Consider the following 25,022-nt stretch of genomic DNA (forward strand, 5'->3'; position numbering starts at 1 on the left):
GGCGGCGTAGCATGCGCTAGAATGACGGCATTCTAGGTGATTCTCGGCTCCTCGGGCAGCCTGCGGCTACCCTCGAAAACCGAGCTCTACACCAACATTCGGGACACTACCGAAGGGAGCCGGGTGACCCTTTGCGATGTTGCGGAGGAGCGTATCCGTCGCGCGGGCAACATGATTAAGGCTGAGGTCGAAGAGGCTAACGCTCAGCCCAAGCTCGGCGAAGAGCCCAAGCGTCTGCCCGACATCGGCTTCCGCGTGTTTTCGCTCGACCATTCCGGCATCGAAAAGCCTCAGCCTGGGCAGCTTGTGCTCGATGTGGTGAAGCCCGATCGCTCCGATATGGATATCGTCTTTGAGATGATGCTCAAATGGGGACTCGAGCTCACGCTTCCTGTCGAGAAGGAAGAAGTCGCCGGCTATCCCGTATATTCTGTCGCCTGCGGTGAGCTCGTGTGTTGTCTAGCGGACGGCCTGACCATGGAGGCGCTCGACGCTATCGCTGACATGGAGCCGCGCCGCGTACTCATGCGCGACTCGATTCTTACTGATACGCTCAAGCTCAATGCCGTCCAGGCGTTTAGACGTGTGGAGGAACGAGCCGGCTATGAAGTACAGCTGAGGACGGTGTAACGCATGGCTTTGGAAATTAAATATTCCGCTGATCAGGAGCACCAGACCGAGGCCATCGATGCTGTCTGTGACCTGTTTCGAGGCCAGGAATTCATGGATTCCGACTTTGTCGCAGAGATGGGCACCGGCCTCTATGAGGGTCAGGTCGTCCAGGTGGGCCATGCCAACGGGCTTCGTCTTTCTGCTTCTCAGCTGGAACGCAACCTGCATTCGATCCAAGAAGGCAACGCACTTGCTCCATCGAGCGTTGCTACCGACGGGCATCTGCGCGATTTTACCGTCGAAATGGAAACGGGTACGGGCAAGACCTATGTCTATATTCGCACCATCTACGAGCTCAATCGTCGCTATGGGCTGACCAAGTTCATTATCGTGGTGCCGAGTGTCGCCATTCGCGAAGGCGTTAAGAAGAGCTTCGAGAGCACCAAGAAGCACTTTGACATGCTCTATGACAAGACGCCGCTCGAGTGCTTTGTCTATGACTCCAAAGACATGAGTCCAGTGGGTAGTTTTGCTACTTCGAGCTCCATCCAGGTGATGATCATCAACATTGGTGCTTTCGACAAAGATAACGATTTTGATGACGACGAGATTGCTGAGTCTGCCGGCGGCAGGGACAAGCGCAACCTGTTCCATCGTCCGAGCGAATGGCTCATCGGCGGACAAAGTCCGCGCGAGCTTGTAAGCTCATGCAATCCTATCGTCATCATCGACGAGCCGCAGAGCGTTGACTCTACTGCTAAACGCAAAAAGGCTATTCGAAGCTTGAATCCGCTGTTTGTGCTGCGTTACTCGGCAACCCATAAAGAGGCGTACAACAAAGTCTATCGCTTGACGCCTGTTGATGCCTTTCAGCGTGGACTGGTCAAGGCCATCACCGTCGATTCGGTGCTCTCGCAGGAGGACCTGAATGGCTCGTACGTGAGGCTTGAGTCTACAAAGATCGCCTCGCCCATTACAGCCAAGCTGACAATTGATGTGCGCCAGAAGGATGGTTCTCAGAAGCGCAAAAAGGTAAACGTCAAGACGGGTGACAACCTGTTTAACAAGAGCGGCGAGAATGCCGACTATGAGGCCGGCTGGATTGTGAGCAACATCTCCGCCGCTGCTGGCGACGAATGGGTCGAGTTCCAGAACGGCGAACACATCGAGCTTGGTCAGGCCGTTGGTGATGTTGCCGCCGAAGCTATCAAGCGCGCGCAAATCAAGAGCACCATCGAGGACCATCTGCAGCGTCAGCTCGAGCTTGCCCCGCGCGGCATCAAGGTACTTTCGCTGTTCTTTATCGACAAGGTTGAGAAGTACCGTCTGTATGACCCGGTGCGAAACGGCGAGTATGCGCAGATGTTCGAGGAGGAATATACCGCAGCGGTGAATTCGCCCAAGTGGCGCAAGCGCTATGCCGAAGCTGGCGTGAAATTGGATACGGATGCTACTGCGGTACATTCGGGCTACTTCTCGCAGGACGGCAAGGGGCATCTTAAGAATACGTCCGACGCGGCGTCCTCGGCTGCTGACATCTCGACCTTCGAGACTATCATGCGTGATAAGGAGACGCTACTTTCCTTCCCTGCGGACGGCGATGACGACGAGACGCGCGCAAAGAAACGTATCCAGTTTATCTGGAGCCACTCCGCCCTTAAGGAGGGCTGGGATAACCCTAACGTGTTCCAGATCTGCACGCTGGTGGAGACCAAGGACAAGCTGACTAAGCGCCAAAAGATCGGTCGCGGTCTTCGTTTGTGCGTAGATCAGAATGGTGAGCGCTGCTATGACGAAGGCGTGAACGTACTGACTGTCATCGCAAACGAGAGCTATGACTCGTTTGCCAATGGCTTGCAGTCTGAGTTTGAGGAGGATGGCTACAAGTTTGGCATTCTCACCGCTGAGTCTTTCTCGAATGTCGTGGTGGAACGCGAGGACGGAACCGAGGAGCTCTTGGGCTTCCAGAAGTCTAAGGCCGTCTTCGACTCGTTTAAGGACCAGGGGCTCATCGATGATAAGGGCAAGATTACACCCGAGCTCAAGCAGGCGGCCGAGCAGGGTAGTGTCCCTGTTCCCGAGGGTCTGGAAAACGTTAAGACCGAGGTTGAGCGCATTATCCTCAAGAAGGCTCAGAAGCTGCAGATTCGCGACAAGGCCAAGGAGGTTGAGGTTAAGCTCTGCAAGGATGTGACTGCCAACCCTGCTTTCCAGGAGCTTTGGGAGCGCATTCGCAAACGCACACGCTTTGAGGTCGATGTGGACTCCGACAAGCTGGTCGAGGACGCGTGCGAGGAGATTGCCAAGATGCCTGAGGTGAAGGCGCCTGAAATCCTGAGCACGCGTGCGGATCTGACCGTAGATACAGCTGGAGTGAATGCCGAGGCGCGCTCGACCGCGCTCGTGCGAACGGCGGGTCGTGCAGTGTATGACTTGCCCGATCCTATCGCGGAGCTGCAGGATGCCGTCGGTCTTACCCGCGCTACCATCAAGCGCATTTTGGAGGGCTGTGGTCGCTATGACGAGTTTGCTCTCAATCCCGCGCTGTTCCTGGCCCAGGTGGCTTCTAAGGTGAACAAGGTTAAGGCCGTAGCAATTGCCAAGGGTATTAAGTACACAAAGCTGCCCGAAGAAGATTGGTACACGATGAAAGATTTGGACCCTGGTGATCTTAAGGCCTACGTTGGCCAGAACGCTTGGGAGTCCGCGCACCACAAGAGTCTATACAACTACGTTGTCTACGACTCGTCGTCGGTTGAGAAGCCGTTTGCCGTTGAACTTGATCAGGCCGAGGAGATCAAGGTGTTTGCCAAGCTGCCGAGCAGCTTTAAGATCGACACGCCGTTAGGAGCCTACAATCCCGATTGGGCTTACGTGCAAGAGATCGAGGGCGAGCATCGCGTGTATTTTGTTACCGAGACTAAGGGCGGCGGAAACAATGACATCCATACGCGTCCGACCGAGCAAGGTAAGATCGATTGTGCCGAGAAGCACTTCGAAGCCATTTGGGAACCTGACTTCTTCTACAACGTAAAGACGACATATCGCTCGTAAGTAACAGGGGAGGGGGCGTTGAAGAGCTATCTTCAACGCCCCCCCTTGTTATTGGGTATTCGATTGCCGCCTTAATCTCCAGCTTGTTTCTTAGCCACCTGGATGCGGGGCGGGGAGTCGAGTGGGCGCGTTTAGTGCTTTGCAGATTTAACGGTACGCGAGTTCGCCTACACCCCCGCAATTCCGCGCGCCGCACTCAGCAGCTCGTACTCCCTCTGGCTCCACTGGCGCAGCCCAGCCGCGCGTACGGCGTCGCGGCACAGGTCCAAAAACACCTCAGCCCCCTCGCAGAAGCACTCGCGTGCAAAGGTGCCAGATCCGTCCGCAACGCACACGCCGTCGGCGAAGAGCTCCCAGCTAGACGGCTCACGCGAGTCATCTCCGAGCAGCTTGATCTGCAGCACATGTGGATTGCCAGCAGCACAGAGCTCTTCCTCGAGCTTCTGTACCGTAAAGCGCATCTGGTGGGAGAGGCTGTTCTTGACCATGGCCGAGGCATAGCCGTTCGGCTCGTCTAGAAGATGCATTCGTTTTGGCTTGGCTACCAAGTTGTGGAAATTGCGCTCACTGCGCACAGAGAAATTGTCCATACGGACTCCTTTCATCGATGTTGGCAGGGCCACCGTGCCTCTTGGCCGGTTGGCGTCGGGATCGTGGAGCCAACTCTCTACCCCGACTCTGGATAAAACGCGCCCGCTCCTTGCGGGCACGATGGAGTCTATCAGCGCGCGCGGACACAAATCAAGCGCCGCCTGCGAAATGATGTGCGGGCGGCGCTTAATTTCGCCGGCTGCAGCTAGGCTCAAATACGAAAAAGTGTCGAAATCTCCCGTATAAAACTACGGAAAAGTGTCGCAATACACACTTTAATACCTCGAAAAAGTGTCAAAATGATCATCTAACAACAACGGAAAAGTGTATCCTAGTGCTAAAACAGCACGTAATAAGGGGTGCGCTTATGCTGCAGAGAAAAGCGAAAGCACAGTTTGAATCTTGGCTTGCCTCGTCGCCTAACAAGGCTCTTTTGGTCAAGGGCGCCCGACAGGTAGGAAAGTCATATCTGGTCAACGTCTTTGCAAACGAATCGTTCGAAAATGTCGTGACGTTCGACCTTATCGCCGACGCATCCGTGCGCGATTCGTTTTTGGCGGCGAAAAGTGCGGATGACCTGCTTATGCGCATGTCTATCGCTGCGACGCAGCCGATGGTTGCGAACAAGACCGTCGTGGTTATCGACGAGGTGCAGCGATGTCCCAACGTGGTGACGTTTATCAAATACCTGGTCCAGCGCGGCGACTTTCGATACATCCTTACCGGTTCGCTCCTTGGCGTTGAGCTCGAGGGCATCGATTCCCTGCCGGTGGGCTATGTCGAGCAGGTCCAGATGTACCCGCTCGACTTTGAGGAGTTTTGCTGGGCAAATGGCGTTGGTGCCAGCGTTTTTGACATGCTCAGGGGCTGTCTAAAGGATGAGGAGGAGCTCCCCAGCTACCTGTATGACCGCTTGCTCGATCTGTTCCATCAGTATGTGGTGGTGGGAGGCATGCCCGACGCGGTCAATTCCTTCTTGGCGACGCGCAATGTCGACGAGGTTCGAAACATCCACCGCGATCTTCACGCCCTGTATCGCGATGACATCGCAAAGTACGCTCCGCCCGAGCTGCGCCTGGTTATTCGCGATATCTACGATTTGATTCCCAGCGAGGCTGGCTCCAAAAACAAGCGATTCAAGCTGTCGTCGATTAACGGCGTCAAACGTTTTTCGCAGGTGACAGATCATTTTCTCTGGTTGTCGGAGGCAGGCGTTGCGCTTCCCGTGTATAGCGAAACGGCGCCCGTGGCACCCCTTTTATTGGGGGAGCAGCGAAATCTGTTTAAGCTGTTTTACCTGGACACCGGAATGCTCATGTCGTCGTATTCCAAGAAGGTTGCCCAAGGGGTATTTGATGGAGAGGCAGAAGGCCCCTTTGGCATGAATATGGGGGCGGCGTTTGAGGGCTTTGTCGCGCAAGAGCTCAAAGCCCACGGATTCAGATTGCGCTACTTTACGTCCAAAAAGGTTGGCGAGCTCGATTTTGTTGAGGAGACGCTCGATGGGGAAGTGCTTGCCATCGAGGTCAAATCGGGCAAGAGCTTTAAGTCCCACGCGGCGCTCGATAACGCACTGGCAACGAAGGGCTACGGCATCGACCGCGCCCTGGTACTTGCGGAATGTAATCTTCACCGCGATGGTGACGTGCTGTATCTGCCCATCTTTATGGCAGGGCTTTTGGAGCCGTAGCGCACCGCTGACTATGTGGTCGCCCTCAGCCCTCGCTACTCGTCCCCGTCGTTGGGGTCGCCCTTGAGGGTGTTGATATCCAAGTAGTCGTTGTCGTCCTCTTTTTGCTGCGTTGCCGATTCGGACTCGACGGGGCTGCGGAACAGCTGAAATCCCTCAAACGCAATGACGCCAAGTAGCACCACGACGATCGCTATAAAGATAATCTTTGCTACTGGATTGAAATCCAAAAAGCGCGGTGCCTCTTCCGCGGCGTAGTAGTCGCCATAATAATCGTCGTTATCAGTGTGGCTATCGGTGTATGAGGATGTGGGTATAGCTTGCGCATGGTCGTCCGGCTCGTATTCGGAAGCGGACGCGGCGACAAGTGGATTTACCGGCTCGCCGAGTGTCGGCGCGCCGGCAGATGTTTCGTCCAGATCGGCATCAGCCCAGGAATCGAAGGCAAACTGACGGGTCGCAAAGTCGTCGAGATCTGCAACGGGCGGTTCGGGCGCAAGATGCTGCGCCGCGGCGATAAACGATGCCGTCTCGGAAGGATCGCCTGCCGAATGGGTTCCGCCGCCCATGAGCTCGTCGGCGGTCCAAGGGCGATCGCTCATCACGTCATCGAGGCTCAACGCAAACAGATCGTCTTCGCCCTCGTCAAACACGCGTTTCGCATGCCTGGCGCCAGAAGCGAAGCCTCCGCGGTCGTTGCGTGATGCGTTGCTCGACCCCATCTTGTTCCATCCTTTCGAACTGTCTCGTCCTTCGATTATATGGAACTTGCCTTGCGGCCGAGTCTTGGATTCGTGCATTTTGGAACTCGCGCCCAAAAGGGGAGGGGCGCAGGCGCGCTGACTATTTTTCGCCGGCCGCCGCCTTGGCCTCGTTGAGGTAGCTATAGAAGCTGTACTTAGAGATGCCAAAGAACTCGCAGGCACGCCCGCTCGACTTGGAAATGAGGAAGGCGCCGCGACGGTCGAGGTAGCCAATGGCGCGAATGCGCTCATCTTTGGTCATAAGGGCTGCGGGCTTGCCCACGTATTGCTCGCACTCGCGCAGCAGATCCTCGAGCAAGTCGCCGATGGTTTTGGTAATGGGCTCGGGCTCGGTGTAGCCCGTGCCGCCGGTGCCGGTAAAGGCATCGAGCGAGCGCTCAAAAGCTTTCATGAGCGTAATGTCAAAGTTAATACCCAAAATGCCGACGGGCTTGCCCTCGTCGTTGCGGATAAAGATGGTCGAGGACTTAAGCAGCTTGCCATCGGCGGTTTTGGTGAGGTATGGCTCGCGGTCGTGCACGTCGGTGGTGTCCTCGTGCATGGACTCAAACACAATATGGCTGGGACCGTCACCCAGTTTGCGTCCGCTTACATGGCCGTTTTCGATCACTACGATGGAGTGGTCCACGTCCTCGGTCTCCAGATCGTGGACGACGACTTCGCAGTTGGGGCCAAACTGGAGCGCCAGGCCGTGTGCAAGGCGCTTATAAAACTCAATCTGTGCGGGGGTCATCGGTGCCTTCCTAAAAATTAGTTTGGGCTCACTTTGCCATAAACCCCACTTGTTCGCAAATAACGAAAGCGTCGCTGCTTTATGAGCGCAACGCCGTCCGTTGGTTTCAGGCCTAAAGCCGGGTTGAGGTAAGCCATGTAAAGGGGGCGCTCTGCCAACCGGCGGGGTGCCCCTTTTTGCATCGTGGGCGTGCGGGATAAGCGCTTTCGATGTAGGTGCCCCGCGGCGCGCGTTATGGGTACGATGGCTTCAGGGGAGGTATCGCCATGAAACTTGGATGCGTCATTATGGCTTCGGGCGAGGGCAAGCGGTTTGGCTCTAACAAGATGCTTGCCGATATCTATGGCGAGCCGCTGATTGCCCGGACCATCGATTCGGTTCCCCGGGGCTTTGACGTTGTGGTTTCGACGCGTTGGCCCGAGGTTGCTCAGATTTGCGAGGACAAGCATTGCCCGTGCGCGCTGCACGAGGGCGAGCTGCGCAGCGAAAGCGTCCGTGCGGGCCTTTCGTGGGGAGTCGATCACAACTGGAAAGGTTGCCTCTTTTTGCCGGGCGACCAGCCGCTCGTGAGTTCGGATTCCTTTGAGGCACTCGCCGGTGCTTTTAAGGCCAACGGCGGTGTCGCGCCCGTGCGTCTTGCCCTGAACGGCGAGCCGGCCTCTCCGGTGCTGTTCCCCGCGAGTTTCTTTCCTAACCTTATGGGGCTTAAGGGCAAGGACGGCGGATCGTCGCTGCTGCGCGGCCGTGCCGATATCCAGTTGGTCGAGGCACGTGCCTACGAGCTGTGGGATGTCGACACCGCCAAGGGCCAGCGCCGCGTCTCAGAACACGTTGCGGCCTGCTACGTGCCCCGCTAGCAGGGGGTGCCGCCAGGGTAGCTAATTTGGGACGGGGCTCTTTTAGCTACCCTGCCTACCTGATGATTTTTCTCTCAACATGGGGTAGCTAAAAGAGCCCCGTCCCAAATTAGCTACCCCTGGAGGCTGGTGGCGACGACGGGGCGGCCGAGGGCAGCCTCAAAGCGGGCGGCCATAGCCGGGTCGCTGAGCGCGTCGACTTGGTTGAGTATGACGTGCGCGGTGCGGAGCCTCAGCGCCTGCATCTCGGCATTGAGCACCTGGGCGACGCGCTCGGGCGTGGCGGTATCGGTGAGCTCGCAGCCGCAACGCTCGCAAAAGAGCTCGGGGCGGTGGACGGCTTCGTTGATGGGCTTGCCGAGCCCCGAGGCGCCGACGATCCAGACGATGTTGGCCGTGCCAGAGGGAATCACCGGCTCCCAGGCGGCGTGGGCCTTGAGCGGGAGCCGCTTGCTGCCGTCCGCCTCGGCCAAGACGTAGTTAAAGCGCTGTGCCAGCTCGCCGAGCGGCTCGGCGGGGGCGGAGAGCTTGCCCGTCTCGGGGTCCAAGACACCTACTTGGCAGATGCTTCCCCGCGCAAGGCCCGCGCAGGCCTCGCAGGTGCAACCGGGGACATGTGAGGCGCCCGGCTTCCAAGGTGCGGCGTCCAGGCGACGACTCGACCCGTCCCATGGCACGCCGGCGACGGGAAACATATGCGTGGTGGTGCAGAGGAGCACGCGGCCGCCCGCGCGCATAAGCTCAAGGCCGAGCGTCTTTAGCAAGGTCGACTTGCCGCCACTGCCGATAATCGCGGTAATGCCCGGCTCGAGCTTGAGCGCGGAGGCAAGGTTTCCGCTCGTCGTTTCCATCTGTTCACCGCCGTATAATACTGTGATAATAAATAATCATCAGAGTAGCGGTCGAACCGCTTTTGCTCTGCTCAAACCGTAGCACAGGGAGGTGCCCCGGAAATGCTCGTTTATGTTCGCGGCGCCGGCGATATCGCCACGGGCGTCGCCGCCCGTTTGGTACGCGCCGGCGTGTCGGTCGTTATGGCCGATATCGCGGTTCCCACGTGCATCCGTCGCACGATCAGTTTTTGCGAGGCCATTCGCCTGGGCGAGGTCCAGGTTGAGGGCATTCGCGCCCGCTTGGCGCAGACGCCGGCAGAGGCGCTTGCAATTACCCAGGCCGGAGATGTTGCCGTCGTGGTGGATCCTCAGGCCAAGATGCTCGACGAACTTAAGCCCGCTGCCGTGGTCGACGCGATCCTGGCCAAGCGCAATTTGGGCACCATGCGCGATATGGCGCCTGTCGTCATCGCCGTAGGACCGGGCTTTACCGCGCCGGTCGATTGCGATGCCGTGGTCGAGACCATGCGCGGGCATTTCCTCGGCCGCGTCATCACCCAGGGCTCGCCCCAGCCCAATACGGGCGTGCCGGGTGTCATCGCCGGGTATGGCAAGGAGCGCGTTATCCACAGCCCCGCCGCCGGCGTGTTTAGGTCCGACCGCGCGATTGGCGACATCGTGAGTGCCGGCGATGTGATCGGGTATGCGGGCGATGCGCCCATGGTCACGCAGATTGACGGCTGCTTGCGCGGCCTTTTGGCCGACGGCGTTCTGGTGACCGAGGGCTTTAAATGTGCCGATGTCGATCCGCGCGGCGATGCCAGCTATATCAACTATATTTCGGACAAGGCGACGTCGGTCGGCGGCGGGGTGCTCGAGGCGCTCGCCATGCTTACCGGTGTGTTCCAGGGATAGGAAGCGACGATGGAAAAGCTCGATGTGGTGAATGCTGCGCTTGGCGCTCTGAAGGCTGGTAAGACGTGCGAGCTGGTGGTAGTTGCCGGCACGGCGGGGTCATCGCCGCGCGGCGTGGGCGCCTGGATGGCCGTCTTTGCCGATGGCAGCCAAGCGGGCACCATCGGCGGCGGTAAGATCGAGCTCTTTGCGCTGGACGAGGCGCGCGAGCTGCTGGCCGCAGGGCAATCGCGTCTGGTCCGCTACACCATGGGCGGCGAGAACTCCGATACCGGCATGATCTGCGGCGGAGCCATCTGCCTGTGTTATCTGCACCTGGAAGCATCGCAGGCGCCGTTGTTCCAGTCGGTTGCCGACGTCTTGGCGTATCGACGCATCGGCGACTTCGTCATCGACTTTGAACCGTTTATCGCAAGCGCGCTCGAAGGCGACGATGCCGAATACCATGGCGAGGAGTCGCGCCGCACCATTGTGGGTTGCCCCGGGCTTTCGCTGACGGAAGAGGGGAGTAAGGTCACTTACACCAACGCCGCCTCCGAGATTCCCCCGGCGCACATCGAGACGCTTTGCCCCGAGGGCCTGACATACATCTTTGGCTGCGGTCACGTGGGCGCCGCGACGGCGCGCGTGCTCACGGCGGCGGGCTTTGCCGTCGTGGCGTGCGATGACCGCCCCGGCACGTTGACGCCCGAATGGGTACCCGGCGTCTACGACCGTCGTCTGGTCGACTACAAGAACCTGGACGAGCAATGCCCCATCGGTCCGCGCGATCTGGTAGTCGTCGCCACGGCGGGCCACAAGTCCGATATCGATGTGGTGATTCAGGCCTTGCGCGCCAAGCCCGCCTATTTGGGTTGCCTGGGTTCGCGCCGCAAGACGGCCTTTGTGCGGGCTCGCTTGGAGCAGGAGGGCTTTACGCAGGACCAGATCGACGAGCTGCACCTGCCGATCGGCGTTGCCATTCAGGCCGAGGACCCCGAAGAGATCGCCATCTCCATCGCCGCCGAGATGATTCATCTGCGTCGCACCAAGCTCGTCCCCCGCAAGCGCTAGTCGCATCCCAGGGGTAGCTAATTTGGGACGGGGCTCTTTTAGCTACCCTGCCTGCTCGATGATTTTTCTGGGACGGGGATTAAAAAATCATTAGGTACGCAATGATTTTTAAATCCCCGTCCCAGAAAAATCATCTCGAGGCGTTCGCTCACTGTTGGGTAGCTAAAAGAGCCCCGTCCCAAATTAGCTACCCCAGCCCTCTGCCGCATGCGGGTCAAAATGCTACCTGTGCCATATGCCCTATAATGTCCGCCCGTTGGGCGGCATAGGGCCGCTGCCTAGGGTATGGGAGGCGTAAATGGCAGAGTCGGTGGCAGGGGACGCCCTGTTCGAGCGTACGGGAAAAGTTTCGTTTGTGCAGGTATTGCCCCATGCACTGCAGCATGTGCTGGCGGCATTCGCGGGTATCGTTACGCCCGCTATCATCATCGCGTCGGTCTGCGGCTTTACCCCTCAAGAGGAAGCCGCCGTCATTCAGGCGTCGCTGGTCCTCTCGGCGCTTGACATTTTCCTTCAACAGTTCCCCATAAAAGGCATCGTCGGCTCGGGCTTGCCCATCGTGATGGGTGCGAGCTTTACCTTCGTGCCGGCACTTAAAGCGGTCGGTCTTGAGCTTGGTTTCGAGGCCGTGCTGGGCGCTCAAGTTATCGGCGGCGCGCTCGTCGTGCTCTTTGGTCTTTTGTTTAAGCGCGTGAGCTTTCTGTTCCCAGCTCCGGTGCTCGGTACCGTCATCTTTGTCATTGGCCTGTCGCTGTGCCCGGTTGCCGTGGCGTCCATGGCAGGCGGGGAGGGCGCGGCCGATTTTGGCAGCGTCACCAACTGGACCGTCGCGCTCGTGACGTTTGTCGTCACCTTTATGGTCGGTAACTACGGCAAGGGCGCGCTCAAGCTGGGCAGCATCCTGGCCGGTATCTGCGCAGGTTTTGTCGTTGCGGCGGTGTTGGGCATGGTCGACTTCTCGGCTGTCGCGACTGCAAGTTGGTTTGCCCCACCGGCGTTTGGCGCCCATCGTCTGGTGTTCGATCCAGCGGCGTGCGCCGTGGTGGGCGTTGTGGCCATCGTGAACGCCGTGCAGGTTATGGGAGAGTTTGCCGCCGTGTCCTCTGCTGCGCTCGATACCCCCGCGACCGATAGTCAGATCTCGGGCGGATTGATCGCCAATGGTCTCGTCGGTATGCTCTCGGGCTTTTTGGGCGGCGTCCCCACGGCAACCTTTGGCCAGAATGTGGGCATCATCGCCGAGAACAAGGTCGTCAACCGTATGGTCTTTACGCTCGCAGCCGCCATTCTGCTCGTCGCGGGCCTGCTGCCCAAGTGCGCGGCAGTGCTCACGTCCATTCCGCAGCCGGTGATCGGCGGCGCCACGATCGGCGTGTTCGCAACCATCGGCATGAACGGTGTGGTCATGTTTTCCCGCCACGGCCTGTCTCAGCGCGATACCACGCTCATGGGTCTCTCTATCGCCTTTGGCACGGGCATTGAGCGCACGGCCGGCGCGCTTGCCGGCGCTGGATTCCCCGCATGGGTCGACACCGTCTTTGGCGGATCCTCCATTGCCGTCGCCGCACTTGTCGCCGTCGTCCTCAACCTGGTCCTGCCTCGCCAAAAATAACGCCTCATATATGAGTTGCGGTGAAATACGGATTGTTTAAGCCTGTTAGGCCGCCAAACAGTCCCTATTTCACCGCAACTGTTTTTTGGGACCCATTTGTGCGGGGGAGTTGTGGAGTTGTGCAGGCAGACGATGTTTTTCTGGAAATACGCACCCAATGCGCGTATAGTACCGATTGTTTTGTCGGCTCCTGCTGCGTCGAGTCCAAACCGCGAAATGCCATGAGCGGCGCGGATGCAGTCAGGAGGCACGAGGACAACCCACCGTGGCCACGCCCCGTGCTTAAAACCCCAAGAAGGAGTGAACAATGGCAGAAGAGAAGTATGTGCCGCGTCTGAAGGCCAAGTACAACAACGAGGTCAAGCAGCAGCTTCAGGACAAGTTCCAGTACGAGAACGTCATGATGATCCCCAAGTTTGAGAAGATCGTCGTGAACATGGGTGTCGGCGAGGCCGCTACCGATTCCAAGGCCATCGACGGTGCCGTGCGCGACCTGCGCGCCATCACCGGCCAGCAGCCGATGATCACCCGTGCCCGCAAGTCCATCGCTACCTTCCGCCTGCGCGCTGGTATGCCGATCGGCTGCAAGGTTACCCTGCGTGGCGACCGTATGTGGGAGTTCTTCGATCGTCTGACCTCCGTCGCTATCCCCCGTATCCGCGACTTCCGCGGCATCTCCGCCAAGAGCTTCGACGGCCGTGGTAACTTCTCCATGGGCGTCACCGAGCAGCTCATCTTCCCCGAGATCGACTTTGACTCCGTCGATCACCAGCGTGGTATGGACATCACTTTCGTGACCACCGCCAACACCGATGAGGAGGCCAAGGCCCTTCTGGACGCCTTTGGTTTCCCGTTCAAGAAATAGGTTCACCTGCCCTATAAGCGCCGTTCCCACAAGGGGGCGGCGCTTGGGGCGAACAATACTCTATGTGAGGAGGATATAAGTGGCTAAGACATCGATGATCGTCAAGTGCAATCGCAAGCAGAAGTTCTCTACTCGTGAGTACACGCGCTGCCAGCGCTGCGGCCGTCCGCACTCTGTGTACCGCAAGTTCGGCCTGTGCCGTGTCTGCTTCCGCGAGCTTGCACTCAAGGGCGAGCTTCCCGGCGTTAAGAAGGCCAGCTGGTAAGTCACTACCAGCGTTTCAAGCATCCGTTTGGAACAGGGAAAACGTGCTAGTTAGGCTTTGCCGTTAAGGGCGGCGAAGAACCAAGAGCACGTGTTCATCAAGAACGAAGGAGAATCTGTATGAACCTTACAGACCCGATCGCAGATATGCTTACGCGCATTCGTAACGCTAACTCTGTGAACAAGGCCACGGTCTCCATGCCGAGCAGCAAGAAGCTCGTCGAGATCGCTCGTGTTCTGCACGAGGAGGGCTACATCGAGGGCTACGATGTCGAGGACACCGTTCCCCAGAAGACTCTGCACATCACGCTTAAGTATGGTCCCAAGAAGGCTAAGGTCATCAACGGCATCCGCCGCATTTCCAAGCCGGGCCTGCGTAAGTACACCGGCGTTGCCGACATGCCCCGCGTCCGCGGTGGCCTTGGTACCGCCATTATTTCCACCAGCCATGGCGTCATGACCGACCGCGATGCTCGCAAGCACAACGTCGGCGGCGAGATCATCGCTTACGTCTGGTAATTCGCTCGGTAGGTAGAAGGAAAGGAGATCACCGTGTCTCGTATCGGTAATAAGCCTGTCCAGATTCCCGCCGGAGTCGAAGTGGCAGTCAACGGCAACAACGTTGTCGTCAAGGGCCCCAAGGGCCAGCTCGAGCTCGATGTCTATGAGAAGCTCGCTATCAACATCGAGGACAACGTCCTCACCGTTTCCCGTCCCGACGACGAGCGTGAGACCCGTGCCCGCCACGGCCTCACCCGCGCCCTCATCCACAACATGGTTGTTGGCGTTTCCGAGGGCTTCGAGAAGAAGCTCGAGCTCGCCGGCGTCGGTTACCGCGTGCAGCAGAAGGGCAAGAACCTCGAGTTCTCCCTGGGCTTCTCGCACCCCGTGATCGTCGAGGCTCCCGAGGGTATCACCTTCGAGGTTCCCGACAACACCCACGTGAACGTCAAGGGTATCAACAAGCAGCAGGTCGGTCAGATCGCCGCTGAGATCCGCGGCCATCGTCCTCCCGAGCCTTACAAGGGCAAGGGTATCCACTACGTTGGCGAGCACATCCGCCGCAAGCTGGGTAAGGCCGCCAAGTAGTCGTAACCGACTCACTCGCATAAGACCAGCACCCCGTTAGGTGCTGGCAAGATCAACCTTTTTAGGAGTTTACGTATGAACAAGCATAAGGCGAAGCTGGAAGGCCTCAAGCGTCGTCAGCGTCGTGTTCGCGGCAAGATCTCGGGTACCGCCGAGCGTCCGCGTCTTCGCGTGACCCGTACCAACGCCAACATCTATGCCCAGATCATCGACGACAGCAAGGGCTCCAGCCTGACGCTCGTCTCTGCCTCGACCCTCGAGGCCGAGTTCAAGGGCACCCACACCTCGAACAAGGAGGCTGCGGAGAAGGTCGGTCAGCTCGTTGGCAAGCGTGCCATCGAGGCCGGCATCACCAAGGTCGCCTTCGATCGCGGTGGCCGTATCTACCATGGCCGCGTCAAGGCCCTCGCCGACGGTGCTCGTGCCGCCGGTCTCGAGTTCTAGGAGGTATGTAGCACATGGCTCGTAATCAGAAGCAGCAGCGCGAGGCCTCCGAGTTCGAGGAGCGCGTCGTTTACATCAACCGCGTGTCGAAGACCGTCAAGGGCGGTCGTCGCATGAGCCTCGTCGCTCTCGTCGTCGTTGGCGATGGCAAGGGCAACGTCGGCGTTGGCATGGGCAAGTCCGCTGAGGTGCCCATGGCCATCTCCAAGGCGTCTCTCGATGCCAAGAAGAACATGTTCCACGTGCCGGTGACCGAAGAGGGCACCATTCCGCACGAGGTTATCGGCCACTTTGGTGCCGGCCGCATCATCATCAAGCCCGCTGTCGAGGGTACCGGCGTTATCGCCGGCGGCGCTGTGCGTCCCCTCTTTGAGCTTGCTGGCATCAAGAACGTCCTGTCCAAGTCCCTCGGTACCGACAACGGCCTCAACATCATCAAGGCTGCCGTCGAGGGCCTCAAGGAGCTCTCCAGCCCTGAGGACGTCGCGGCTCGCCGTGGCCTGACGGTCTCCGAGATGTTCGTCGGTAAGGAGAACTAAGCATGGCTGACACCATCAAGATCAAGCAGGTCCGCAGCACCAACGGTTGCAAGCAGGACCAGGTCCGTACTGTCCGTGCCCTCGGTCTCCACAGGATCCGCGAGGTTCGCGAGATTACTGACAACGAGTCCGTCCGCGGCATGATCTTCAAGGTCAAGCACCTTGTCGAGATTGTAGAGGAGTAGCAAATGCAGCTTCACGATCTTACTCCCGCGCCCGGTTCCACCAAGAACCGCAAGCGCGTTGGCCGTGGCAATTCTTCGGGTCACGGCACCACTTCTGGCCGCGGCCAGAAGGGCCAGGGCTCTCGCTCTGGCGGCACCAAGGGTGCCGGCTTCGAGGGTGGCCAGACTCCGCTGGCTATGCGCCTGCCCAAGCTTCCGGGCTTCCGCAACCCCCGTCGTATCGAGTACACCGCTGTTAACGTTGAGCGTCTCGAGCGTAAGTTCGAGGATGGCGCTGTGATCGACGGTGCCGCTCTTAAGGCCGCTCGCATCACCAAGAGCGAGTTCGAGCCCGTCAAGGTGCTCGGCAATGGTGAGCTTACCAAGAAGTTCACGGTCAAGGTCGACAAGGTCAGCGCTTCTGCGCAGGCCAAGATCGAGGCCGCCGGCGGAAAGGTCGAGCTGCCGTGCTAAATGGTCTTAAGAATGCTTTCCGCATCAAAGAACTGCGCGAAAAGATTCTTTTTACCATAGCTATGCTCGTCGTGTACCGCATTGGTGCGCACGTTCCTGTGCCCGGCATTCCCTTCCAGGGGATGCTGGGCCTTTTCTCGACCGATAACAATTCGGTCGCCGCAGGTGCTATGGCCCTCCTGAATCTTTTCTCTGGCGGCGCGTTGAGCTATGTGTCGGTGTTTTCGCTGGGCATCATGCCTTACATCACCAGCTCGATCATCCTCCAGATGCTCCAGGCCGTTGTGCCTTCCCTGCATGAGCTTGCCCGCGAGGGCGAGGTCGGTCAGACCAAGATTACGCAGTATTCGCGTTACCTCACCCTGGCTCTGGCAGTCCTCAACTCCGTGGGTTACCTCTTTCTCTTTAAGAGCTTCGGCATCAGCTTTAATGGCGCCGCCGCTCCCGAGATCATCTTCGACCTCATGATTGTCGGCACGCTCACCGCGGGCGCCATGCTGATCATGTGGATTGGTGAGCTCATTACCCAGCGCGGTATCGGCAATGGCATGTCGCTGATCATCTTTGCGAACATCATGGCCGGTCTGCCGCAGGCGATCTTCTCCAGCACCGAGGGCAATGGCGGTGGCATCATCACTATGGTGATCATCTGCGCCATCATCCTGCTGGTTATCCCGCTGATCGTTTTCCTTGAGCGCGGCCAGCGCCGCATTCCGGTCTCCTACGCTAAGCGCGTCGTGGGCCGTCGCATGATGGGTGGCCAGACCACCTACCTGCCCATCAAGGTCAACGCCGCGGGTGTCGTGCCGATCATCTTCGCTTCGGCGCTGCTGTACTTCCCGGCTCAGGTTGCCGTGTTCTTCCCCGGCATCGGCTGGATTCAGGCAGTTGCCTCTGCGCTTTCGACCGGTTGGCTCAACTGGGTGCTTAACGTTGTCCTCATCGTGTTCTTCGCGTACTTCTACACCTCCATGGTGTTCAATCCCGATGACACGGCCGACAACCTTAAGAAGCAGGGCGGCTTTATTCCGGGCGTTCGTCCGGGTAGGGCTACCGCGGCCTACATCAAGAACGCGCTCAACAAGATTACGCTTCCCAGCGCTGTCTTTTTGGCGCTCATCGCCATCGTGCCTTCGATCATCTTCTCCTTCACGGGCAATCAGCTGATCCAGGCATTTGGCGGCACGTCCATCCTCATCATGGTCGGCGTCGTGCTCGACACGGTCGACAAGCTCGAAGGCCAGATCAAGATGTATGATTACGATGGATTCTTTAAATAGGCTAGAGGAGGATTGCTCATGAACCTCGTATTGCTCGGAGCTCCGGGTGCCGGTAAGGGCACCGTTGCACAGGAGCTCGTCGCCGAGTTTGGCGTCGCCCACATCTCCACGGGCGACCTGCTGCGTGCTGCCGTCAAGGGTGGCACCGAGCTTGGTATTCAGGCTAAGAAGTACATGGACGCTGGCGAGCTCGTTCCCGACCAGCTCGTGATCGACCTTGTCAAGGAGCGCCTTGCCGCCGATGACGCCCAGCAGGGCTTCATCCTCGACGGCTTCCCGCGCAACACCGCCCAGGCTGTGACGCTCGATTCCGAGCTCTCCGCCATGGGTCGCGAGATCGACTGTGCCCTTCTGGTCGACGTGGCCCCCGAGGTTATTATCGATCGTCTGTCTTCGCGTCGAACCTGCCGCGCCTGCGGTTACACCGGCACTGCTGCCGATGTTACCTGCCCCAAATGCGGCGGCGAGATGTATCAGCGCGACGACGATAAGCCCGAGACCATCAAGAACCGTCTCGACGTCTACGAGAAGTCCACGAGCCCGCTTGTCGATTACTATCGTGGCCAGGGTCTGCTCAAGTCGGTCAACGGTGACCAGGCTCGCGAGACCGTATACGGGGATGTCAAAGAGGCCCTCGGTCTATGATTAAGATTAAGTCTGCAACGCAAATCGAGCAGATGAAGAAGGCAGGAGCGCTATCTAAGATGGCGCTCCGCCACGTTGGAGCCATGGTGCGCCCCGGCGTTTCGACTTTTGAGCTCGATCAGCTCGCGGAGCAGATTATCCGCATGCATGGCGGCACCCCGGCCTTTAAGGGTTACGGCGGGTTCCCGGGGACCATTTGCGCATCGATCAACGATGCCGTGGTCCACGGTATTCCCAACCCCGATATGATCCTGCGCGATGGCGATATCATCTCTATCGATACGGGAGCCGTTGTCGACGGTTGGGTTGGCGATAACGCATGGACGTTTTTCGTCGGCACCCCTACGCCCGAGGCCAAGGCCCTGTGCGAGGTTACGCGCGATTGCCTTAAGGCTGCCATTGAGCAGGCTGTTCCCGGTAACCATATCGGGGATGTTGGTTATGCCGTCCAGTCCCTCGCCGAGTCTCACGGTTATGGCGTGCTTCGTGACTATGTGGGCCATGGCATTGGCCGCGTGATGCACGAGGACCCCAACGTTCCTAACTATGGAAAGAAGGGGAGGGGCGTTCGCCTCCAGGCCGGTATGGTCATTGCCATCGAGCCGATGGTAACGATGGGTTCCAACCATGTGAGCACGGGCTCCGACGGTTGGATCGTCACCACCAACGACCACCTGCCCGCCGCGCACTACGAGAACACCGTCGCCATCACCAATGACGGTCCGGTGATTCTCACCACCGATGCGCAAGGATCCTGGTGTTCGCTCCAAGGCGGAGAAATGTAAAAGTCGCCGCCCCCTGATGCCCAACCTCGCCTTTCAATTTCGAAGGCATGACCCCAAGGTCTATGCCTTCTCATTCCAAGGCGATCTTGGGCATCAGGGAACGGCTTTGTTTTACATTTCAAATGTAACAAGTTCCACGTAGTTGTGGAGCCATTACGAAGTTATTACGATGCGTGTATACGTGTTGTAGAATAATCAATCGCTGTCGTTTTCTAGAGAAAGATGATTGCTTGTGAAGAAGGAAGACGCAATTGAGCTCGAGGGTACGGTAAAGGAACCGTTGCCTAATGCCATGTTTAAGGTCGAGCTCGAGAACGGTCATTCGGTTCTGTGCAACATTTCTGGCAAGATTCGAATGAATTACATCCGTATTCTCCCCGGTGACAGGGTTGTCGTGGAGCTTTCCCCGTACGACCTGACCCGCGGCCGCATCACCTATCGCTACAAATAGCGGCACGCATACACGCACTCTATTTCCGACTGCAGGCTTAGCTCAACCTACGGTCGGATTGTGTGTGAAGACCAGCCATAGTTTTAAACGCCTGCGGCTGGGCGAGTAGATAGTAGGGAAGTAGTTTGAGCGCTACCGAAAGGAAGAACGATGAAGGTACGTCCTTCGGTCAAGAAGATGTGCGATAAGTGCAAAATCATTAGGCGCCATGGCAAGGTCCTCGTCATTTGCGAGAACCCCCGTCATAAGCAGCGTCAGGGTTAAGAGAGGAGACTACGTTGGCCCGTATTAATGGTGTCGACCTCCCGCGTGAGAAGCGCGTTGAGATCGGTCTGACCTACATTTACGGCATCGGCCGCACCACTGCGACGAAAATCTGCGTCGAGTGCAACGTTAACGTGGATACGCGCGTTAAGGACCTCACCGAGGATGAGGTTAACGCCATCCGCGAGTATATCGACAAGAACCAGATCATGGTTGAGGGCGACCTCCGCCGTGAGCGCAACCAGAACGTCAAGCGCCTTATGGACATCGGCTGCAACCGCGGCCTTCGTCACCGCAAGGGCCTCCCGGTCCGCGGCCAGCGCACCCACACTAACGCTCGTACCCGCAAGGGCCCGAAGCGTCAGATCGGTGCTAAGAAGAAGAAATAAGGAGCGCTAGATAGATGGCTACTGCTAAGAAGAACGTTCGCGCTGCCCGTCTGAAGCGCGCGGACCGTAAGAACATTTCCGTGGGCCAGGCTCACATCCGTTCTACGTTCAATAACACGATCGTTTCGATCACCGATCCCCAGGGCAACGTCATTTCCTGGAAGTCGGCTGGCCAGGTGGGCTTCAAGGGCTCCCGTAAGTCCACGCCGTTCGCTGCCCAGATGGCTGCCGAGGCTGCTGCCAAGCAGGCCATGGAGCACGGTATGAAGAAGGTTTCCGTCTTCGTCAAGGGCCCCGGCTCCGGTCGTGAGACCGCCATCCGCTCCCTCCAGGCTGCTGGCCTCGAGGTCTCGAGCATTCAGGACAAGACCCCCATCCCGCACAACGGCTGCCGCCCCAAGAAGCGTCGCCGCGTGTAACTGAAAGGATCGTATCAATATGGCAATCGACAGGACTCCTGTTCTTAAGCGCTGCCGTCAGCTCGGGATCGATCCCGCTGAGCTCGGTTACAGCAGCAAGAAGGAATCTATCCGTCAGCCCAAGCGCCGTCGCAAGGAATCTGAGTACGGCATGCAGCTGCGTGAGAAGCAGAAGGTCAAGTTCATCTATGGCGTTCTGGAGAAGCAGTTCCACGGCTACTTCAACAAGGCCCGTAAGATGAACGGCGTCACCGGTGAGAACCTCATGATCATCCTTGAGTCTCGCCTCGACAACGTTGTTTTCCGTCTTGGCTTCGCTCGCACCCGTAAAGAGGCTCGTCAGTCCGTCCGCCACGGTCACTTCACCGTGAACGGCAAGCGCGTGGACATCCCGTCCTATCGCGTCAAGGCCGGCGACGTCGTCGCTGTCGGCGAGAAGTTCCGTGACCTCCTCCCCATCAAGGAGGCTCTGATTTCCTCCGAGCGCTTTGAGGTCCCTGGCTGGCTTGAGGTCGATATCGAGAAGCTGTCTGGTAACGTGCTCGCTCTGCCGACGCGTGAGCAGATCAGCGGTGATATCAACGAGCAGCTCATCGTCGAGCTCTACTCTAAGTAGTCCATCCGGGCTGCTGAGGCTGGAGGTAATACATGTCAGAATTCATTAGGCCTCAGGTTCAGGTCGAAGAGATCAACGAGACGTCTGCTCGTGTCTCCGTCGAGCCGCTCGAGCGCGGTTACGGTGATACGCTGGGCAACTCCCTGCGTCGCGTTCTTCTGTCCTCGCTCGAGGGTGCCGCCGTCGAGGCTATTCAGATCGATGGCGCGCAGCACGAGTTCATGACCATCCCTAACATGGTCGAGGATGTCACTGACATCGTCCTGAATGTCAAGGGTCTTGTCTTCAGGGCTCTCGGCACGACCGACGAGGCGACCGCCACCATCTCGGTTGACGGCCCCTGCGAGGTCACCGGTGCGGACTTCTTTATTCCGTCCGAGTTTGAGTTGGTCAACCCCGAGCAGCACATCGCTACGCTCACCGAGGGTGGCCATCTCACCATGAGCATGCGCATCGGCTATGGCCGCGGCTATGTCTCTGGCGAGGCCAACAAGCGCGACAACGATCCCATCGGTGTGATCCACGTCGACTCGCTGTACTCGCCGGTATCCCGTTGCGCCAAGCTCGTTGAGGCTTGCCGTGTCGGTCAGCACACCGACTACGACCGCCTTGTCCTCGAGATCGAGACCAACGGCTCCATCGCCCCGCGCGACGCCGTGGTCCAGGCTGCCAATATCATCAACCAGCATATGGCTGCCTTTATGAACCTTGCCGAGACCCCCGAGGTCGAGGAGGAGGTTTCGATCTTCGCTCCCGAGGTCACCAACGACAACGCCGAGCTGGACAAGCAGATCGAGGATCTGGACCTTTCTGTCCGTTCCTACAACTGCCTTAAGCGTGCCAGCATTCACTCGGTCCGTCAGCTCGTTGAGTTCTCGGAGAACGATCTTCTGAACATCCGCAACTTCGGTGTTAAGTCGATCGAGGAAGTGAAGGACAAGCTTGAGTCCATGGGCCTGAGCCTGAAGGCTTAATGCTTCGCATATTTGAGGAGAAACTAGACCATGCGTCACAACGTTAAGAAGGGCCTGAAGCTCGGCACCGATGCGAGCCACACCAAGGCCATGAAGAAGAGCCTGGCCAAGGCCCTCTTCGAGAACGACCGCATCAAGACCACCGAGACCCGCGCTAAGGCGCTGCGTTCGGTTGTCGAGCCGATCATCACCTGGGCCAAGAAGGGCGACCTGCACTCTCGTCGTCTGGCTATCGCCAAGCTCGGCGATAAGCAGCTCGTTGCCGAGATCTTCGACAAGGCTGCTCAGGGCATGTGGCAGGATCGCAACGGCGGTTACACCCGTATCATGAAGCTCGGTAACCGTAAGGGCGACAACGCTCCCATCGTTATCATGGAGCTCGTCACCGAGCCTTGCACGCCCAAGGCCAAGAAGGCTGCTCCGGCCCCCAAGAAGGCCGCTGCTCCCAAGAAGGTCGAGGCTGTCGAGGAGACCGCTGCCGAGGAGGCTCCTGCTGAGGAGACCGCTGAGTAGACAATTCGTCTGCATAGGCTATATTCGAGGGGTACGTTCGCGTACCCCTCTTTTTTTGTCGTGATATCGTTGTTTGTTGGGAGCGCCCATGACCGCGCCGTCTGATTTCAATTTGACTCCAGAGCTCGATGCCACGTTGGTGTTTCGTGTTGCCTATGACGGCTCGTCCTATAGCGGATTTGCCGAGCAGCCGGGGCAGACGACGGTTGCCGGAGAGCTGCGTCTTGCCATAGAGACGCTCTTGCGCCGCTCAGTCGATTTGACGTGTGCCGGGCGCACCGATGCAGGGGTGCATGCGGTGGCCCAATACATCAGCGTGCCCGTTACGGATGCTGAGCTCGCTTTAACGCGCCGCAGGTGGCTGCGAGCTATGGATGCGCTGCTGCCCAAAGATATCGCCGTTAATGAGGTCTACAAGGCCCGTAAGGGCTTTTCTGCGCGTTTTGACGCACGTTCTCGGACCTATACCTACCGCATTGCCGATCGCGATGCGCGTCCGGTGCTATCGCGTGGTGCGGTATGGTGGCATCGTTATCCTTTGGACGTGGATGCGATGGCAGCCGCCTGCCCAGCGCTTTTGGGCGAACAGGACTTTAAGAGCTTTTGTAAGGTCGCTTCTGCCGTGGGCAAGCCAACGCATCGTTGCGTGATGCGTGCCGAGTTTGGCCACGAGGTCGCCTTTGGCGAGGATATCCTCACGTTTACCATCGAGGGCAATGCGTTTTTGCATTCGATGGTGCGCACCATCGTGGGAACGCTCGTCGAGATCGGCATGCATCGCCGCGATCCCGAGTGGATGCGCGAGGTGATTGACGCTTGCGATCGTACTGCTGCGGGTCCCACGGCGCCGGCGTGCGGCCTTACCTTTATGGGCGTAGATTATGACCCCACCGAGCTCGTCGCGCTCGAATAGGGGAGAAGCGAGAGCCATCTAAGTATGCTGCTCGTGTGGGCGAGCCGTGTGCAACATCTGTTCTTGGCGTGCAGCGCATCGGGCGACTCATTGCGTTTATTGCCGGGGTGTACCATGAACGGCAGTTGATTATTGCTGTCGAGAGGATGGATAACTTGCTTCGACGTGGCTCGCTTCCGCGACTTTCGGTGATCCTTGTTGTGGAGGGTTCGCCCAGCTACGCGATGCGTGCACTCGAAAGCGTCCAAAACCAAGACCTCTACGATATGCAGATTGTCGTTGCATGTCGCAACGCTGCGCCGGGCGTTCGTCATTCGCTCGATGTTGCCGCGGGCAGAGATATTCACATCGATTTGATAGACGTTGACGATCCGTCGAGCGGAGCTTGCCTTCGCGAGGGTTTTGCCGCTTCGCGCGGGGCCCACATTATCGCAATGAGCGCCGACGAGTGGTTTGCGCCGCACGCGTTTTTGGCAATGCTCGATGTCGCTTGTGAGACCTCGGCAGATATCGTATTTCCCTCGGTGTCGCTCGATCGCTACGATACGCATCGGGAACGCCATTCTCGTATGTTGGACGCGCAATCCATTGCCCTTGCCGACGATGGAGACCGGGCTTTAGGCCTGGCCAAGCTGGTCGAGAGCGGTCTGGTTTGTCAACATTCCGGCGTGATGTATGAACGCTCCCTGTTTGAGTTGTGTCTGCAGCATGCCGAGTCGTATCGTGCGATCGCCTTTTTGGCGCCTGCCCTTTCGCATGCGGAACGCGTATTTGGGTGCGCCGAAGCTTGTTTCCATACGGCCGCGCCATCGGTTGCGGATTCATTCGACCCCACCATGTTCTCGCGACTTTCCGATGACGCCAAGGCGCTTGAAGAGCTTTGCGTGCCATTTGACGCAATAGATGACGATAACCATCTAAAGCTGGCCTGCCAACGGTTTTACTATGGCCGCTTGGTTGCTTGTATCGAGAATTTGTGCCTGAGCCCCCATGGGGTGTCTTCAATTGAGCGCACGGCACGATTGCGTGATATGCTCAATGACGTGCGGACCCGCCAGATGGCGGTGGCCCTTAAGGGAGAGCGCCGAGGCCTTGGACTTTTGTTTGGGCCGATTGCCAACGTTAAGCCTATGCGCTGCGTTATGTATGCGCATCTGGCTGCTTTTTTGAACAGAACGGGCGCAAGGATAGCCTAGCTGCGTCATATTCGCAAATAATTT

General features: G+C 58.4%; 31 protein-coding genes and 1 riboswitch. Of the genes, 27 read left to right on the forward strand and 4 right to left on the reverse strand.

The window, feature by feature from the left end; translation table 11 throughout:
- Nucleotides 1–123 precede the first annotated feature (123 nt).
- Together ACTNA2_RS08115 and ACTNA2_RS08120 are read left to right on the forward strand one after the other, a co-directional pair.
- On the forward strand, nucleotides 124–630 hold the full coding sequence (locus ACTNA2_RS08115) for a hypothetical protein (protein ID WP_441049169.1): 507 nt from the start codon (nucleotides 124–126) through the stop codon (nucleotides 628–630).
- Between the two features lie 3 nt (nucleotides 631–633).
- On the forward strand, nucleotides 634–3,666 hold the full coding sequence (locus tag ACTNA2_RS08120) for a DEAD/DEAH box helicase family protein (protein ID WP_441049171.1): 3,033 nt from the start codon (nucleotides 634–636) through the stop codon (nucleotides 3,664–3,666).
- Between the two features lie 167 nt (nucleotides 3,667–3,833).
- Here the strand turns inward: ACTNA2_RS08120 and ACTNA2_RS08125 are convergent, their stop codons facing one another.
- Nucleotides 3,834–4,256 carry a hypothetical protein gene (locus ACTNA2_RS08125; protein WP_441049173.1) on the reverse strand — a complete coding sequence of 141 codons (423 nt, stop codon included), beginning with the start codon at nucleotides 4,254–4,256 and terminating at the stop codon, nucleotides 3,834–3,836.
- A gap of 8 nt (nucleotides 4,257–4,264) precedes the next feature.
- A riboswitch (SAM riboswitch) is annotated at nucleotides 4,265–4,355 on the reverse strand.
- 269 nt (nucleotides 4,356–4,624) lie between these two features.
- Here ACTNA2_RS08125 and ACTNA2_RS08130 point away from each other — a divergent pair.
- On the forward strand, nucleotides 4,625–5,947 hold the full coding sequence (locus ACTNA2_RS08130; RefSeq protein ID WP_441049175.1) for an ATP-binding protein: 1,323 nt from the start codon (nucleotides 4,625–4,627) through the stop codon (nucleotides 5,945–5,947).
- Nucleotides 5,948–5,982: 35 nt separating this feature from the next.
- On the opposite strand, the gene ACTNA2_RS08135 is transcribed toward ACTNA2_RS08130, so the two are convergent.
- Nucleotides 5,983–6,669 (reverse strand): hypothetical protein, encoded by a 687-nt coding sequence (locus ACTNA2_RS08135; RefSeq protein ID WP_441049177.1) that lies wholly within the window; start codon nucleotides 6,667–6,669, stop codon nucleotides 5,983–5,985.
- A gap of 121 nt (nucleotides 6,670–6,790) precedes the next feature.
- Entirely contained in the window at nucleotides 6,791–7,444 is a 654-nt protein-coding gene (locus ACTNA2_RS08140; protein ID WP_441049179.1) for a helix-turn-helix transcriptional regulator, read from the reverse strand.
- Nucleotides 7,445–7,710: 266 nt separating this feature from the next.
- Here ACTNA2_RS08140 and ACTNA2_RS08145 point away from each other — a divergent pair, with 266 nt between their 5' ends.
- Complete coding sequence (locus tag ACTNA2_RS08145; protein ID WP_441049181.1) at nucleotides 7,711–8,301, forward strand: nucleotidyltransferase family protein; 591 nt, start codon at nucleotides 7,711–7,713, stop codon at nucleotides 8,299–8,301.
- A 113-nt stretch (nucleotides 8,302–8,414) separates the two neighbouring features.
- On the opposite strand, the gene yqeC is transcribed toward ACTNA2_RS08145, so the two are convergent.
- Nucleotides 8,415–9,152 (reverse strand): selenium cofactor biosynthesis protein YqeC, encoded by a 738-nt coding sequence (gene yqeC / locus ACTNA2_RS08150; RefSeq protein WP_441049183.1) that lies wholly within the window; start codon nucleotides 9,150–9,152, stop codon nucleotides 8,415–8,417.
- A 102-nt stretch (nucleotides 9,153–9,254) separates the two neighbouring features.
- Between yqeC and yqeB the strand changes: the two genes are divergently transcribed.
- The 23 genes from yqeB (at nucleotide 9,255) to ACTNA2_RS08265 (ending at nucleotide 24,998) form a co-directional block, all read left to right on the forward strand.
- On the forward strand, nucleotides 9,255–10,049 hold the full coding sequence (yqeB, locus tag ACTNA2_RS08155) for a selenium-dependent molybdenum cofactor biosynthesis protein YqeB (RefSeq protein WP_441049185.1): 795 nt from the start codon (nucleotides 9,255–9,257) through the stop codon (nucleotides 10,047–10,049).
- Nucleotides 10,050–10,058: 9 nt separating this feature from the next.
- Complete coding sequence (locus tag ACTNA2_RS08160; RefSeq protein WP_441049187.1) at nucleotides 10,059–11,102, forward strand: XdhC family protein; 1,044 nt, start codon at nucleotides 10,059–10,061, stop codon at nucleotides 11,100–11,102.
- Between the two features lie 298 nt (nucleotides 11,103–11,400).
- Nucleotides 11,401–12,714 carry a uracil-xanthine permease family protein gene (locus tag ACTNA2_RS08165; RefSeq protein WP_441038792.1) on the forward strand — a complete coding sequence of 438 codons (1,314 nt, stop codon included), beginning with the start codon at nucleotides 11,401–11,403 and terminating at the stop codon, nucleotides 12,712–12,714.
- Between the two features lie 307 nt (nucleotides 12,715–13,021).
- Nucleotides 13,022–13,579, forward strand: coding sequence for a 50S ribosomal protein L5 (gene rplE / locus ACTNA2_RS08170; protein ID WP_154516073.1), 558 nt, complete (start codon nucleotides 13,022–13,024; stop codon nucleotides 13,577–13,579).
- Nucleotides 13,580–13,658: 79 nt separating this feature from the next.
- Nucleotides 13,659–13,844 (forward strand): type Z 30S ribosomal protein S14, encoded by a 186-nt coding sequence (locus tag ACTNA2_RS08175; RefSeq protein WP_022094280.1) that lies wholly within the window; start codon nucleotides 13,659–13,661, stop codon nucleotides 13,842–13,844.
- A gap of 119 nt (nucleotides 13,845–13,963) precedes the next feature.
- Nucleotides 13,964–14,362 (forward strand): 30S ribosomal protein S8, encoded by a 399-nt coding sequence (gene rpsH, locus ACTNA2_RS08180; protein WP_006235262.1) that lies wholly within the window; start codon nucleotides 13,964–13,966, stop codon nucleotides 14,360–14,362.
- A 33-nt stretch (nucleotides 14,363–14,395) separates the two neighbouring features.
- Entirely contained in the window at nucleotides 14,396–14,932 is a 537-nt protein-coding gene (gene rplF, locus ACTNA2_RS08185; protein ID WP_370450587.1) for a 50S ribosomal protein L6, read from the forward strand.
- Between the two features lie 75 nt (nucleotides 14,933–15,007).
- A complete protein-coding gene (rplR, locus tag ACTNA2_RS08190; protein WP_118270231.1) occupies nucleotides 15,008–15,376 on the forward strand; it encodes a 50S ribosomal protein L18 in 369 nt (122 codons plus the stop codon).
- Nucleotides 15,377–15,390: 14 nt separating this feature from the next.
- Nucleotides 15,391–15,915: a 30S ribosomal protein S5 gene (rpsE, locus tag ACTNA2_RS08195; protein WP_154516070.1), complete on the forward strand. Its 525-nt coding sequence runs from the start codon at nucleotides 15,391–15,393 to the stop codon at nucleotides 15,913–15,915.
- A gap of 2 nt (nucleotides 15,916–15,917) precedes the next feature.
- On the forward strand, nucleotides 15,918–16,100 hold the full coding sequence (gene rpmD, locus ACTNA2_RS08200; RefSeq protein ID WP_154516067.1) for a 50S ribosomal protein L30: 183 nt from the start codon (nucleotides 15,918–15,920) through the stop codon (nucleotides 16,098–16,100).
- Between the two features lie 3 nt (nucleotides 16,101–16,103).
- Nucleotides 16,104–16,553 (forward strand): 50S ribosomal protein L15, encoded by a 450-nt coding sequence (gene rplO / locus ACTNA2_RS08205; protein WP_006235267.1) that lies wholly within the window; start codon nucleotides 16,104–16,106, stop codon nucleotides 16,551–16,553.
- The gene (gene secY, locus ACTNA2_RS08210) at nucleotides 16,547–17,833 is read left to right on the forward strand and encodes a preprotein translocase subunit SecY (RefSeq protein ID WP_441049189.1); all 1,287 of its coding nucleotides are present in this window, start codon (nucleotides 16,547–16,549) and stop codon (nucleotides 17,831–17,833) included. The genes rplO and secY overlap by 7 nt, the downstream gene beginning before the upstream one ends.
- Before the next feature lie 18 nt (nucleotides 17,834–17,851).
- Nucleotides 17,852–18,478, forward strand: a complete 627-nt coding sequence (locus ACTNA2_RS08215) for an adenylate kinase (RefSeq protein WP_347486596.1) — start codon at nucleotides 17,852–17,854, stop codon at nucleotides 18,476–18,478.
- Nucleotides 18,475–19,263: a type I methionyl aminopeptidase gene (gene map / locus ACTNA2_RS08220; protein ID WP_329738298.1), complete on the forward strand. Its 789-nt coding sequence runs from the start codon at nucleotides 18,475–18,477 to the stop codon at nucleotides 19,261–19,263. Before ACTNA2_RS08215 ends, map begins: the two co-directional genes overlap by 4 nt.
- A gap of 232 nt (nucleotides 19,264–19,495) precedes the next feature.
- Nucleotides 19,496–19,714, forward strand: a complete 219-nt coding sequence (gene infA / locus ACTNA2_RS08225; RefSeq protein WP_035137443.1) for a translation initiation factor IF-1 — start codon at nucleotides 19,496–19,498, stop codon at nucleotides 19,712–19,714.
- Nucleotides 19,715–19,864: 150 nt separating this feature from the next.
- The gene (rpmJ, locus tag ACTNA2_RS08230) at nucleotides 19,865–19,978 is read left to right on the forward strand and encodes a 50S ribosomal protein L36 (protein WP_006363204.1); all 114 of its coding nucleotides are present in this window, start codon (nucleotides 19,865–19,867) and stop codon (nucleotides 19,976–19,978) included.
- A gap of 14 nt (nucleotides 19,979–19,992) precedes the next feature.
- Nucleotides 19,993–20,367: a 30S ribosomal protein S13 gene (gene rpsM, locus ACTNA2_RS08235; protein WP_154516058.1), complete on the forward strand. Its 375-nt coding sequence runs from the start codon at nucleotides 19,993–19,995 to the stop codon at nucleotides 20,365–20,367.
- 14 nt (nucleotides 20,368–20,381) lie between these two features.
- Entirely contained in the window at nucleotides 20,382–20,786 is a 405-nt protein-coding gene (rpsK, locus tag ACTNA2_RS08240; protein ID WP_006235274.1) for a 30S ribosomal protein S11, read from the forward strand.
- Between the two features lie 19 nt (nucleotides 20,787–20,805).
- Nucleotides 20,806–21,402: a 30S ribosomal protein S4 gene (gene rpsD, locus ACTNA2_RS08245; protein ID WP_006235275.1), complete on the forward strand. Its 597-nt coding sequence runs from the start codon at nucleotides 20,806–20,808 to the stop codon at nucleotides 21,400–21,402.
- Between the two features lie 32 nt (nucleotides 21,403–21,434).
- Nucleotides 21,435–22,376, forward strand: coding sequence for a DNA-directed RNA polymerase subunit alpha (locus ACTNA2_RS08250; RefSeq protein WP_154516055.1), 942 nt, complete (start codon nucleotides 21,435–21,437; stop codon nucleotides 22,374–22,376).
- 30 nt (nucleotides 22,377–22,406) lie between these two features.
- A complete protein-coding gene (rplQ, locus tag ACTNA2_RS08255) occupies nucleotides 22,407–22,889 on the forward strand; it encodes a 50S ribosomal protein L17 (RefSeq protein WP_271742473.1) in 483 nt (160 codons plus the stop codon).
- 88 nt (nucleotides 22,890–22,977) lie between these two features.
- The gene (truA, locus tag ACTNA2_RS08260; RefSeq protein ID WP_427717709.1) at nucleotides 22,978–23,802 is read left to right on the forward strand and encodes a tRNA pseudouridine(38-40) synthase TruA; all 825 of its coding nucleotides are present in this window, start codon (nucleotides 22,978–22,980) and stop codon (nucleotides 23,800–23,802) included.
- A 146-nt stretch (nucleotides 23,803–23,948) separates the two neighbouring features.
- Nucleotides 23,949–24,998 (forward strand): glycosyltransferase, encoded by a 1,050-nt coding sequence (locus tag ACTNA2_RS08265; RefSeq protein WP_441049191.1) that lies wholly within the window; start codon nucleotides 23,949–23,951, stop codon nucleotides 24,996–24,998.
- The last annotated feature ends 24 nt before the right edge of the window (nucleotides 24,999–25,022 follow it).

The organism is Collinsella sp. HCP28S3_E9, assembly GCF_052065455.1.
Classification (GTDB): domain Bacteria; phylum Actinomycetota; class Coriobacteriia; order Coriobacteriales; family Coriobacteriaceae; genus Collinsella.